This is a genomic window from Candidatus Njordibacter sp. Uisw_056 (assembly GCF_047730085.1).
Taxonomy (GTDB): domain Bacteria; phylum Pseudomonadota; class Gammaproteobacteria; order Pseudomonadales; family Balneatricaceae; genus Njordibacter.
This window is the reverse complement of the sequence record NZ_CP159830.1, coordinates 2,933,195-2,946,170: the sequence shown is the minus strand read 5'-3', so window position 1 is coordinate 2,946,170 and position 12,976 is coordinate 2,933,195. Positions and strand designations below refer to the sequence as shown.

11 protein-coding genes are annotated in these 12,976 nt (G+C 44.8%); 7 read left to right on the top strand and 4 right to left on the bottom strand.

The annotated features are described in order from the left end of the window. Positions 1-277: 277 nt before the first annotated feature. Together ABXT60_RS14015 and ABXT60_RS14010 are read left to right on the top strand one after the other, a co-directional pair. Positions 278-2,041 carry an ATP-binding protein gene (locus ABXT60_RS14015; protein WP_443630712.1) on the top strand — a complete coding sequence of 588 codons (1,764 nt, stop codon included), beginning with the start codon at positions 278-280 and terminating at the stop codon, positions 2,039-2,041. 27 nt (positions 2,042-2,068) lie between these two features. Beyond that, on the top strand, positions 2,069-2,614 hold the full coding sequence (locus tag ABXT60_RS14010; RefSeq protein ID WP_443630711.1) for a helix-turn-helix domain-containing protein: 546 nt from the start codon (positions 2,069-2,071) through the stop codon (positions 2,612-2,614). 21 nt (positions 2,615-2,635) lie between these two features. On the opposite strand, the gene ABXT60_RS14005 is transcribed toward ABXT60_RS14010, so the two are convergent. After that, positions 2,636-3,916: an NAD(P)/FAD-dependent oxidoreductase gene (locus ABXT60_RS14005; protein WP_443630710.1), complete on the bottom strand. Its 1,281-nt coding sequence runs from the start codon at positions 3,914-3,916 to the stop codon at positions 2,636-2,638. Positions 3,917-3,930: 14 nt separating this feature from the next. Next, a complete protein-coding gene (locus ABXT60_RS14000; RefSeq protein WP_443630709.1) occupies positions 3,931-5,304 on the bottom strand; it encodes a glutamine synthetase family protein in 1,374 nt (457 codons plus the stop codon). 311 nt (positions 5,305-5,615) lie between these two features. Here ABXT60_RS14000 and ABXT60_RS13995 point away from each other — a divergent pair, with 311 nt between their 5' ends. Genes ABXT60_RS13995 through ABXT60_RS13985 form a run of 3 tightly spaced genes read left to right on the top strand, consistent with a single transcriptional unit; the run spans position 5,616 to position 9,116 of the window. Continuing rightward, positions 5,616-6,386, top strand: coding sequence for a gamma-glutamyl-gamma-aminobutyrate hydrolase family protein (locus ABXT60_RS13995; protein WP_443630708.1), 771 nt, complete (start codon positions 5,616-5,618; stop codon positions 6,384-6,386). Positions 6,387-6,389: 3 nt separating this feature from the next. Continuing rightward, on the top strand, positions 6,390-7,733 hold the full coding sequence (locus ABXT60_RS13990; protein ID WP_443630707.1) for a glutamine synthetase family protein: 1,344 nt from the start codon (positions 6,390-6,392) through the stop codon (positions 7,731-7,733). Positions 7,734-7,748: 15 nt separating this feature from the next. Next, positions 7,749-9,116, top strand: coding sequence for an aspartate aminotransferase family protein (locus ABXT60_RS13985; protein ID WP_443630706.1), 1,368 nt, complete (start codon positions 7,749-7,751; stop codon positions 9,114-9,116). 99 nt (positions 9,117-9,215) lie between these two features. Here the strand turns inward: ABXT60_RS13985 and ABXT60_RS13980 are convergent, their stop codons facing one another. Then, positions 9,216-9,461 carry a DUF2141 domain-containing protein gene (locus ABXT60_RS13980; RefSeq protein ID WP_443630705.1) on the bottom strand — a complete coding sequence of 82 codons (246 nt, stop codon included), beginning with the start codon at positions 9,459-9,461 and terminating at the stop codon, positions 9,216-9,218. Positions 9,462-9,712: 251 nt separating this feature from the next. Between ABXT60_RS13980 and ABXT60_RS13975 the strand changes: the two genes are divergently transcribed. Both ABXT60_RS13975 and yczE read left to right on the top strand, forming a co-directional pair. Further along, on the top strand, positions 9,713-11,035 hold the full coding sequence (locus ABXT60_RS13975) for a HAMP domain-containing protein (RefSeq protein ID WP_443630704.1): 1,323 nt from the start codon (positions 9,713-9,715) through the stop codon (positions 11,033-11,035). A gap of 40 nt (positions 11,036-11,075) precedes the next feature. Continuing rightward, positions 11,076-11,756, top strand: coding sequence for a membrane protein YczE (yczE, locus tag ABXT60_RS13970; RefSeq protein WP_443630703.1), 681 nt, complete (start codon positions 11,076-11,078; stop codon positions 11,754-11,756). Positions 11,757-11,772: 16 nt separating this feature from the next. Here the strand turns inward: yczE and ABXT60_RS13965 are convergent, their stop codons facing one another. Continuing rightward, positions 11,773-12,906, bottom strand: coding sequence for an MFS transporter (locus tag ABXT60_RS13965; protein WP_443630702.1), 1,134 nt, complete (start codon positions 12,904-12,906; stop codon positions 11,773-11,775). Positions 12,907-12,976: the final 70 nt, after the last annotated feature.

The following is a 12,976-nucleotide window of genomic DNA, read 5'->3' as shown; positions in this document are numbered from 1 at the left end:
GCCTAATATCTGAGCTAATAGTGTCATATGGATCTGGCATTAATTCGTTAAAATTGACATTATCGTACCTTACTATTTTGATTATACTCGTTGGAATAGTGATGGCATTGAAGGTGTTTTTTACAAAACCTAAAGTGGCATAAAAGGGATGCAGTAAACAATGGAACTTGGCATGTGTAACTGGGTAAAACTGCTCACCACATAGCTATCAATAGTTTGTTGAGTAGCTGGCGCACACTGGCAAAATAAAACGATTTTTAGACACAAGGATTTATTGGTGAAAAAAATTAGTCAATTGGATTATTTATTACTTCCGTCGACTCTAATGCGTCTGTTGCTATGGCTCTTAAGCCTAGTGTTGGTGATGGCCACAATCGTTGCCTGGGTGATTAATAGCCAGCGAATAACTTTTGATATTGCCTCAAATGACGCGATGTATAACATCAACGAGCAGCTTCTAATCAATGATGCGGCTTTGGCTGGGTTTGGAAGCATACTCGCCAGCGTGGGGCCCAATAACTTGGATCCAGCACGTAACTTTACTAAGCACATGCGTGATACTTACCCACATATTTATATGTTTGAAGCACTAGTTAGCGTCGACCCAGCGAATAAAACTAAACACGAAGTGCAGATGCGTGGCTTGGGTTATCCAGGTTACAGAGTGACACGCTATGTCTCTAAAAAGAACCCCTCAGGTAAAGCTGCGAATCTGGTCAATGGGGTGCCCATGCACTTCCCTATTTTTTTTATAGACCCCTATCTTGAATCAGTTAAAAGCCTCATGGGTTTTGACATGATGTCTGCACGTAATATGCGAGAGCCCCTTTTGTCATCCTTGGTCTCGGGCGATCCAGCTGCTTCTCAGCCTTACAAGCTGAGAGAGGGTGGGCGTGGTTACAGCTTAATCAAGGTATTAGACACCACAGACGAGATGACGGCGTTAGGGTATTTAAACGGTGGCTTGGCCGTAATGTTGATCATAAAAACAGATACTATGCTGGCGCCCGTGGCTGATATTTTACCAGGCGCAACAGTTCAGTTACTTTATGGTGAGGAGCGGCAATTAGCGGCAGATGAAATATTGCCACAAGTAATTTATTTGCCCGTGTTTGAGACTGATATCTTTCTTAAAGAACGCAGTTTAGACCACTTGGGGCAGCCTTTTACCCTTTCGATACAGCAACCTGCAGGGCTATATGCTCACCATTTAAAATTTATGGGAGTTGTGTTGTTAGCGATGTGTATTGCTTTTGGTGCCTACTATCGTAGGCTAAATCAGGAATACGGTCTTAAACTACAACGGGATGATGCGTTGGTAGAGCTGAATCAGCAGCACGCTACTTTAGAACGCATGGTCGTAGAACGAACCAAAGAACTTCAGAAAAAGAGTAACGAAAATACAAGTTTGGCACAACAGCTGATCCGAGTGCAAGAGGACCAAATTCTTCACATTGCTAGGGAACTACATGATGAGTTTGGCCAAACCCTCACCGCCATTAAAATTAACGCCCATATACTAGAACATGCAAAAAGCATAAACGAGGTGGCAACCTACGCCCAAGACATTACCTCTCAAGCAGATGCGCTGTATGAGACCATGCGTGATATGATTCAACGGCTAAGACCAGAGGCATTAGACATGTTTGGCTTAAAGGTAGCCGTTGAGCAGTGCATTCTAGCCTTCCATCTTGATGAGCAACATATTGAACTAGACCTTAATATTGATGATTCGGTAAATGGTATGGAGGAAATATATACCATTGCAAGCTATCGCATAGTGCAAGAATTAGTCAACAATGCAGTGAAACACGCTAAGCGAATAACTAAATTGAAAGTGCATTTAGCGGTGTATGAACAACACATGGTGATTAGGGTCAAAGATAATGGTATTGGCTTTGACCAACAAAAGAATAAGTGGGGTTTTGGTTTGTCTGGAGTGGATGAGCGTGCGCGTTCTTTGGGTGGTACCCTTGATATAGATACTTCAGTTAATAAAGGTGTAAAGGTTAGTGTACGTATTCCCTTAGTGGCAAGTTAGATCACACAAGTATATGGAGGAAGAGCCTTGGATTTAGGTGTCAGATTAAAAACCATTCGTAAGCGCCTAGGGCTTTCGCAACGCGAGTTGGCTAAGCGTGCAGGGGTGACTAATAGCACTATTTCTATGATTGAAAAAAATACCGTGAGCCCTTCTTTTAGCTCTCTGCTTAAGGTGCTCAAAGGTTTCCCTATGGGGGTGGAAGAGTTTTTCACCACCGACCTAGTCATGAGTAATCAAGTTGTTTTCAAGGCGGGTGAACAAGCAGATATGAGCGCCCAGGGGGTAGCTATAAAGCTTATTGGCCACAGCGTTGCAGATCGCAACATTTCTATGCTCAGCGAAACGTATCCGCCTGGCGCTGATACGGGTGAAGATATGATCAAGTACGATGGTGAGGAAGCTGGCATTGTTGTGCAAGGTGAAATTGAGCTCACTGTAGATCAGAAAGTTTATCAATTAGTTACTGGAGACGGTTACTTTTTTCACACCCACCTTCCGCACCGTTTTCGTAACCTAGGCGAGGTAACAGCTAAAGTTGTTAGTGCCAACAATGGTATCGTATCTCACTAATTAAACCCAACCCATCGGTTACTAAAGCATATCCCGTAAACGGTACCAAGCCATAGCCAAAACAAGGGCTGGGGTCTTAAATAATGTACCACCGGGAAAAGGCAAGTGGCTAATTTTATCAAACAGATCAAACCGTTCAGTTTGTCCTGCCACCGCTTCAGCTAGCAGCTTCCCAGCTAAACCTGTTGCAGCAATACCATGGCCAGAAAAACCTTGAGCAAAATATAAGTCTTTGCCCAGGCGACCAAAGTGAGGCCCACGGTTCATGGTAATGGCAACGTTACCACCCCAAGAATAGGCCATGGTAACGTCTGCTAACTGTGGGAACACCCCTAACATACGCTGACGCATAGAGTTTGCTAGGTTTGGGGGCGCTAAAGTGGAGTAGCTAACTCGGCCACCAAATAGCATCCGATAGTCAGCAGACATGCGGAAATAATCCAAAACAAAATTAATGTCAGCAACAGCCATGTTATTGTTTATCAAGGCCTCAGCCCGTGCCTTTCCAAGCGGTTCTGTCGCACCAATGTATGTGCCAACTGGCATTATTGTGTTGCTAATTTCAGGCACCAACTTGCCCATATAGGCGTTACCACAAAAAAGCACCTGCTCAGCAGTAACTTGCCCCTGTATAGTATGGCAAATATTGGCCTTAGATTTTCTGGTTACCTTAGTGACGGCAGAAGCTGTGTAAATGGTAATGCCTGCATCCAATGCCGCTTTAGCTAAGCCTAAGGTGTAGTTGAGGGGGTGAATATGACCTGAGTTAGCATCATATAGTCCACCTATGTAACGCTCACTTGCCATTTTTGACTGCACTTGCTGTTTATTCCAAAGGCTTAAGCTGGCATAGCCATACTGTTGTTCTAAAGAGCCCTGCCATTCTTCAAGTTCCCGCATTTGCCTTGGTTTTATTGCAGCATGCAGGTGGCCTTGCTGGAGGTCACATTGAATTTGATGCTGGTCTACACGCTGGCGCAGTATATCAATGGCCTCTACAGACATATCCCACATTGCTTTAGCTGCGATTTGCCCCGCAGATTTTTCGATCACTGACATATCGCAACCAAACCCAAAAATCATTTGCCCACCACTACGTCCAGACGCACCCCAACCTACTAAGTTGGCTTCCAAAACAGTCACTTTGTAACCTCGTTCTGCCAAATTTAGCGCAGCGCTAAGCCCAGTAATGCCGGCACCTACAACGCATATGTCGGCTGCATGGCTACCTTGCAATGTGGAGCACTTAATCTGCTGATTAGCACTGGCAGCGTAGTAAGAGTGAGTGTGTGCTTGGCTCATAAAAATCCTGCAATTTAAAGGGTGCGTTGATACCAATCAATTTCTAAGCTGCTGACATGGCGATTAAACTCGGTGTATTCTTGCTGCTGAACCTGGGTGTATACCCACAGGAAATCCGCACCAAAGGCGTTTGCAGCAAATTCACTATTGCCTAAAATACCGTAGGCATCTGCCCAATTCAATGGCAAGCTAGGTGCTACTTTCTCGGCCCCATTACCCGTCGTTTGGGGGCCTAATATTAGCTTATTGTCAATGCCATGAAGAGCACCTGAAAGCATTGCGGCCATGGCCAAATAGGGGTTGGCATCAGCACCAGCGACCCTGTGTTCAATGCGTGTTGCAGACATAGAACCGTTAGGGATTCGCAAAGCAACGGTGCGGTTGTCTACCCCCCATGTAGGTGCCATGGCCACAAAGAAGTCAGGCTGAAAGCGGCGGTATGAATTAATCTTGGGGCACAGCAGGGCCATAGTTTCAGCCATGGTAACCTGCAAACCTGCTAAGGCGTGGCTCATTACAGCATTAGGTTGCTGATGATCACAGGCAAATACATTTGTTGCGGCATCATCCAGTAAGCTCATATGGATGTGCATGCCACTGCCAGCCTGGTTGGCATAGGGTTTAGCCATAAAAGTGGCATCAAAACCATGTTGCCGGCTCACACTTTTGACAATGCGTTTTAGGAGTATGGCTTGGTCACATGCCAATACTGGGTTTGCAACGTGTTGCAGGTTTATTTCAAACTGCCCAGGGGCATATTCTGCCACCGCTGTAGATGCGGGTATGTTTTGCGCTTGTGCAGCCATCATGATGTCATCTATGAGTGCGCTATAATCATCTAAATTGTCTATCGCATACACTTGAGTGTCAGACTCACGATGGCCTGTTATGGGGGCTATTGGGGGTTGTAACAGGCCTGATTTAAGGCGCTTGGTATCGGTGAGGTAAAACTCCAGTTCAACCGCAACTACGGGGGTTAAGCCCTGGATTTGATAGCGATCACATATTTGATCTAAAACGTGGCGTGGATTGGCGAAATAGGCTTCACCAGGGCTTTGTTCCATAGTGACCAAACACTGTGCCATAGATTTTGTTTGCCATGGCACTAAGGCTAAGGTGTTCGGAATGACCCTGCAGGGCTGGTCACAATCACCTGTATCAAACCCAATGCCGGTGCTTTCTACAGTGTTGCCATTAATATCAAGGGCGAACACTGAGCCAGGTAAATAGAGGCCCTGCTGATAAACCTTAAGTAATTCTTGTGCAGGAATACGTTTGCCACGCAAAACACCATGCTGATCTGGCAGTAATAAATCCACACTCACAAGGTCTGGGTGAACGGCAAGAAATGCTTCAGCTTCGCTACTTGATGCGATGGCATGGGACATGGGCTAAACTCTCATTAAGGGGTCTATGTAAGATGGTAGCAGAAAGGGAGGGATAGACAAGCTTCGAATAGTAAATGTGTGGAATAATATGATTATTTATTAAAAATAATTATAAAAATACCCATACAAAACTCATTTTTAATTTATTTATGTATATAAAACAAATTGTTAGCAAGTATTTTTTCACCTGCCAGTCGTTGGGTCTGAGTGTTCATAATAACATACGCTTTACTTGAAGGTTAAAACTGCTTTATGCTACTGTTAAAGGCTTCATGCTATGTTTCTTTATTACTACTTACGTCTGCTTAATTATGTCTAAACCTCTTATTGGTCTTGTGTGTGAAGTGAACCAAGACGGCTTACACCCCTACCACCGTGTGAGTGAGAAATATGCTCGTGCTGTGGTTGATGCAATGGGCGCGGTACCGGTGTTAATCCCAGCCTTATCTAATAGTGATAACCAAGTTGATATGGACCTAAACGCCCTATTAGGTCACCTCCATGGCGTATTATTACCGGGTGGTTATAGCAATGTAGAGCCATGCCACTATGGAGAAACCAGTCGTAAAGGCACTCAACATGATAAAGCCAGAGATAGCCTAGCATTGGCGTTAATTCCTGCGGCTATAAAGTGGGGGGTGCCCTTACTTGCTATTTGTCGAGGTTTTCAAGAAATGAACGTGGCCTATGGCGGCAGCTTACACCAGCATGTGGAAGAGCTAGGCGATTATAATGACCATCGGGAAAATAAAGCAGACGCTATAGAAATACAGTATAGCCATAGCCACAGCATTACCTTAGCTAGTGATGGCGTGCTAGAACAGTTGTATGGTAAGCCAAAAGCACGAGTAAACTCATTACATGGCCAAGGTGTTAATAGGGTTGGCAAAGGCTTAAGGGTTGAAGCAATTTCTGAGGATGGTCTAGTTGAAGCCTTTACAGACCCCAATAGCCAAAGCTTTAACTTAGCAGTTCAATGGCATCCAGAGTACCAAGTGACTGAGGATGATCTCTATCAATCTATTTTTTCTGCCTTTGCTAGCGCCTGTAATAAGCGCCTACAAAGCCAAGGTAGTCGGTGACCTATGACTAACTTTAATGGCCTAAAAACATGGCTAAAAGAACACAAAATAACAGAAGTTGAATGCATTGTTAGCGATCTCACAGGCATTGCCCGCGGTAAAATTATGCCTGCGTCTAAGTTTTGTGATGACGCGGGCATTCGTTTGCCAGAAGGTGTTTTGGTCGCCACTGTTACGGGGGATTATCTAGACGACTACAGTATGATCGATCCAGCTGAAATTGATGTCTACCTAAAGCCAGATCCTAATGCAGCACACTTATTGCCTTGGGCCACAGAGCCAACAGCCCAAATCATTCATGATTGTTATGATATTCACGGTGAGCTGGTTGATCTGGCGCCCCGAACGATATTGCGTAAGGTGCTTAAGTTATATGCAGACATGGGCCTTACGCCCATTGTGGCCCCAGAGGCTGAATTTTACCTTACCCAAAAGAGCTTAAACCCAGATTCGCCACTGCAGCCACCTGTAGGTAGAACGGGTCGTGCCGAAACTGGCCGGCAGTCGTATAGTATCGATGCTGTAAATGAATTTGATCCGTTATTTGAAGATGTTTATGACTATTGTGAAGCCCAGAATCTTGATGTAGAGACCCTCATTCATGAAGAAGGTTTAGGGCAGATGGAAATTAACTTCCGCCATGGCGAAGCCTTGTCTCTTGCTGATCAAGTGTTCCTATTTAAGCGCACCTTGCGAGAAGCCGCTTTCAAACACAACCTATCAGCCACCTTTATGGCTAAGCCATTACAAAATCAGGCTGGCAGTTCCATGCACATTCATCAAAGTGTGTTGGACGCTCACGGCAATAATATCTTTGTGGGGGAAGATGGAGGCATTAGTGAATCACTTAAACACTATATCGGTGGCTTACAAAAATACACTAAGGCGGTCACTGCATTATTTGCCCCCAATGTAAATTCCTATCGACGCTTTTTGAAGGACGAGTCAGCACCAGTTAATGTGCATTGGGGTTTTGATAACCGCACTGTGGGTTTACGAGTGCCAGAAAAAACAGGCCCTAATATTCGTGTCGAGAACCGAGTAGGGGGAGCTGATGCAAATCCTTATTTAGCGATGGCAGCAACCCTAGCATGTGGCTATTTAGGGATGAAAGAACAGCTGGAGCCTAGTGCTCCTGTGGAAGGCAGTGCCTATGATAAAGGCACTAGGGAACTACCCCGTAGCCTCACCGAGGCGCTCATTCAGCTAGATCGGTGCGAGCCATTACGAGAAATATTTGGTGACCGGTTTGTGAAAGCGTATATAGCCGTAAAAGAAAAAGAAAATGATAATTTTATGCAGGTCATCAGTTCATGGGAACGTGAATACCTGCTGCTAAGTGTGTAATAGGAAATTAATAAAATGAACGCAAAACAACACGACACTAAAGCCCTACAGGAGCTAGATCGCCAGCATTACATGCACCCGTTCACTGATTCAAAAGCCATGCATGAAAAGGGCACACGTATCATTACTGGAGCTGATGGGTGTTATATATACGATTCTGAAGGCGGCAAAGTACTGGATGGTATGGCAGGCCTTTGGTGTGTAAATGTTGGTTACGGGCGTCATGAGTTGGCGGACGTTGCCGCCAAGCAAATGCGCGAACTGCCCTACTACAACAGCTTTTTTGGCACTGCCCACCCTCCTGTTATCAAGTTAGCTGCACAGCTCAAAAAGCTAGCACCTAAGCACATTAGCCACGTATTTTTTACAGGTTCTGGGTCTGAGTCTAACGACACTAATGTGCGTATGGTGCGCCATTATTGGCAAGCCAAGGGTCAGCCAAGCAAGCGCATCATCATTTCGCGCGATAATGCCTACCACGGCAGCACAATGGCCTCTATGAGCTTAGGTGGCATGAAAGGTATGCATTCCCAAGGTGGAATTATTGACGGTATTGAACACATCATGCAGCCCCACTGGTATCACGAAGCCTTTGCTGGTGAAACGGAGGAAGAGCTGGGTTTGCGTGCAGCGCAAGCGTTGGAAACAAAAATTATTGAGTGTGGTGCAGAAAATGTGGCAGCCTTTATAGGTGAACCAGTGCAAGGTGCTGGTGCTGTTATTGTGCCACCATCAACCTACTGGCCAGAAATTCAGAGGCTATGTAAAAAATACGATATATTGCTTATTGCAGATGAAGTAATCACAGGTTTTGGGCGCACAGGTAATTGGTTTGCATCTGAAACTCTAGGCATTGAAGCCGACCTTATGACCATAGCCAAGGGCCTGTCTTCTGGCTATATGCCTATTGGCGGCGTACTAATTAGTGAGCGTGTAGCCAAGGTTGTGATCGAGAGTGGTGAGTTTGCCCACGGTTATACTTATTCTGGTCATCCAGTTGCAGCAGCGGTGGCATCAGCCAATGTTAGTATTATTGAAAATGAAGGCATGATAGAGAAGGTCCGGGATGTGACGGGGCCCTATTTACAGCAACGGTTAGCAGAATTAGTGGATCACCCACTAGTAGGACAAGTTCGTGGTATTGGTCTAATGGCGGCGATAGAGCTTGTGCAAGACAAAGAAAGTCACTCTAACTACCCTAAAGAAGTGGGTATTGGTGGTATTTGCCGTGACTATGCCTTAGCCAATGGCCTAGTTATGCGTGCCGTAGGGGATAGTATGATTATGTGCCCTCCGTTGATTATTAGTAAATTAGAAATTGATGAACTGATTGAGAAGATAAAAAAGTCTCTCGATCAGACCTTAACCCAAGTGGAAAGGTAGACTTTTAAGTGCTAGTAAGTCCCAGTAAGAGCTGGGCTACTGCAGTTATACAGTTTAATGCATACACAACACCCTGCTGAAACGGCTGAGCGACTAAACCTATAGGTTAAGATCAATGACTTGTTGGTTATTTCCATCCAGTTGAAACCTTATGCCGTCGCATTTTGGTGGACCAAAATTAGGTGTCGCATTGTTGGAAAATCCGCAGGGCTCTTTTGGCATGCTCACAAAATTTGCGTCTAACTCGCCATTGCCAGTGAGGTCATGCATTACCCGAACGCCATAAAAACCGGCTGGCAGATCGACTATGGTAAAGCGCCCTTTTAATGCCTCTGCTGTGAGCATAAAAATATGTAATATGATGTAGGCCAAAACATACGATTGAGTCGCCTAAAGAACCTAAAGGCATCACTAATGCTACTCATTAGAACTCGTTAGCCACAACTAAACAGCAGGAAAAGTTAAATATGAGCGTTAGTGCATGTTTTTGCAGCATCATAGTGCAAATGATAGAATTCAGTTAACCCATTCAACGCTGCGGCAAGCTAAAGGCAAACATGAGTTTGAAAAATAAGCTAATTGCACTGATATTTTTCATGAGCGTTATACCAGCTCTAATCGTCGGGGTAATCAGTCTCCAATACTCTAGCCACGCATTAGATACGCTAGCATTAAAGCAGGCAACAACGCTTCAGAAGATCAACGCTAATCAAACCACGCAGCACTTCATTGATATCCAAAATAACATCGAGTCTCTAGCAGACAGCCTTTCCCTGCTAATAGAAAAACAAGGCTTAGAGACGGCCATCGTCGACGTAGACCCATATGGACAGTCGCTGTTTAGTCGTTACATTGAACGCAACAACTATGATGACTTGTTTTTACTCGACCTAGAAGGATACTGTTTCTACAGTGTTACTCAACAAGCAGGCTGCCAAACTAATCTGGTTTCTGGCAGATATAAAGACTCTGGCCTTGGTGAAGTAGTGCAAAAAACCATAGCTCATAGCCGATATCATATGTCTGACGTAACTTCTTTATCGGCAAGCAATACTGCCCCTGAAGCATTTATTGCTGCGCCAGTTTCAGTACAAGGTGACGTTGTAGTTATTTTAGCCATGCAGTTATCTGCTGCCAGCATGGGCCATATTACCTCTGAACGCTCTGGCATGGGTAATATAGGTAAAGCTGATCAGTTAGGCGCACTTGCTACTGCAAGCGTATTAAAAACCACGACGTTAACTATGGCTACTATAGGCATAGTGGTGGTTGCTCTTTTAGCTTTTATCTTCGCCGATATTATTACTAAACCCATGCATTTGTTGGCTAGTGTTATTCGCAAAATTGAGCGCACAGGCGATCTCTCAATTCGTTATCCAGATTTTACTAGAGACGAGACTGGTCAAACAGGGCATGCCTTAAATAGCCTATTAGAGAGCCAACAAAAAGCTATCGAACAAATTCATTTGCTTATGGGAGCTATTGCTGTTGGTGACTTTACTGCGCGAATAAAAACGGCATCACAGGGTGATTTAGGTCACTTAGAGCAGACCATCAATCAGTCTGTCAGCACCTTAGAGCTAGCAGTACAGGAAATAACGAGGATGGCCTGGGTAATGAGTGAAGGCGACTTAACCCAAGTCACACGTAACGACTTAGAAGGCGAGTTTGATAATATTGCCCTGGCACTCAAGTGTGTCAGTATTAGTGTAGAAGGTATTGTAGATGATGTAAGAGCTATTGCCGAAGACATGAAACAGCGAGGGGAGGCAGTGGGGATATCTACCAAGCACGCTATAGAGCTTAATAACCTTATGAAGTTTTTTAGCACTAATGCTCAAGATCCAAGTAGTGTCAAAGCCAAACAAATGTTACAAAGTGAAGAAATAAAACGCCTAGTCTCCGACCTTAATGGTTAACAGTGTGCCCGCTTTAATACGTATGAGAAAAGATTAAAAAATGAGATTAATGCCAAAATTTTTGTCAGTTAAAGAAGTCCCATCACTTTTCTGGAGTTCGCCAAAAGCACTGACCTTAAGACCCCCTTTAGTTTCTGTTTTATTCCTTATAATGGGGCTTACTCTTTTTGGTGTAGGAGAAGCGTTGCTTGTCGCTGCAGGTGTTGGAGTTAGCCCTTGGACAGTGTTAGCTCAAGGCATTATGCACATTACTGGGTGGAGTATTGGCTTTGCCACTTTTATTACTAGTTTTGTGGTTTTAGTTTGTTGGATACCACTTAGGCAAACACCAGGCATTGGAACAATTCTAAATGCTGTGATTATTGCCTTAGTTCTTGAGTTCTTGCTCCCATTTTTACCTACCTTTGATCACGTTATGCTTCAGCTTGGCGAAGCAATACTTGGTGTGTTAGTGACGGGGTTTGGCGGTGGGCTATACTTAATTGCGAATTTAGGGCCAGGGCCACGAGATGGATTAATGACTGGCCTCCAAAGAGTGACAGACTTACCTATTGCATGGGTTCGAAGTGGGCTTGAGCTGTCAGTGATCGCAGCTGGGTGGGTATTAGGTGGCACGGTTGGGCTTGGAACGGTGTTATTTGCATTAGGCATTGGCCCGTCTGTAGCGGCCAGCATGTACGTTTTAAAAAAGGTGTTTAGGCAGGATGTAATCACCTGTTAGGTATAGCAACACCGGCCTAATGCTTAGTCACTAAAAAGGCAGTAAAAGGAACACATGCAATCAATAAAGCAAGCAACCAAAACGCCATGGGCAAACTCATTAAATCAGCTGCAAAACCGATCATAGCTGGCCCTACCAAAACGCCAGCGTAAGCTATTGTTGTTACTGAAGCGATAGCAAGGCTAGCGGGCATCAGTGCTTGCCTTCCAGCAGCACTGAAGAATATCGGCACTAAATTAGCAGACCCTAAGCCGATTAGTACGAATCCACCCAAAGCGACTAAGGGTAAATTTGCAACTAGAGTTGTGGCAATCCCTAGGATCGTTATAATGCCACCCAAAATAAGTACCCATAACTCTCCTAAAGCAGCAACAATACGATCTCCCGTTAAACGCGCAATCACCATGGCAGCTGAAAATAGGATATACCCTACACCAGCACTTTGTGGTGTCGTTAATTGGCGTTCGATGATCAATAAAGCGCCCCAATCTAGCACAGCACCTTCAACTAAGAATGCAATGGCAGCGAGCAACCCTAGCAAAAGAACAATGCCGTGAGGGAATACAAACCTGCTCTGTTTTGCAACTTTGACATGTAAAAGTCTTGGGATGGTTAGCAGCATCGCCAAAAGGGCTAATGTAGCCCCTATGACTGCAGTCATCACTAGTGGTACGCCCACTGATAAAAGCAAGGTCATTAACCCAGCGCCAAACAGCCCACCAATGCTAAATTGAGCGTGAAAATTTGACATTAAGGAGCGATCTTCTTGAGCCTCTACAGCCACACCATGGATATTCATCGCCACGTCAATGGTGCCAAGTGATGCGCCAAAAAGGAATAGAAAAGACCCAAGTGCAAAGGTCGTTTCAGCCATTGTTAAAGTAGGAAGAAAAATGATCAGGCCAAAGCCACCCAATAACACCATAGACCTAGGGCCATGGCGTGCCGCTACAAACCCAGTAAGTGGCATGGCAACAATAGAGCCAAGCCCAAAGCAAAGTAACAGAAGGCCAAACTGGGTTTCATTAGCCCCAACATTATTTTTTATAAATGGAAAAAGTGGGGCACAGCAGGCCATTGTAAACCCAGCAGTAAAAAACGTAAGCCGAGTGGCAAGTCGTGCAGGCGCTGTTGCAGAAAATGTGGCCACTATAGATCCTATTGATGGTCAAAATTAACGAGGCAAAACAGCCAACAAACATCCCATCAGAGGGGCACCA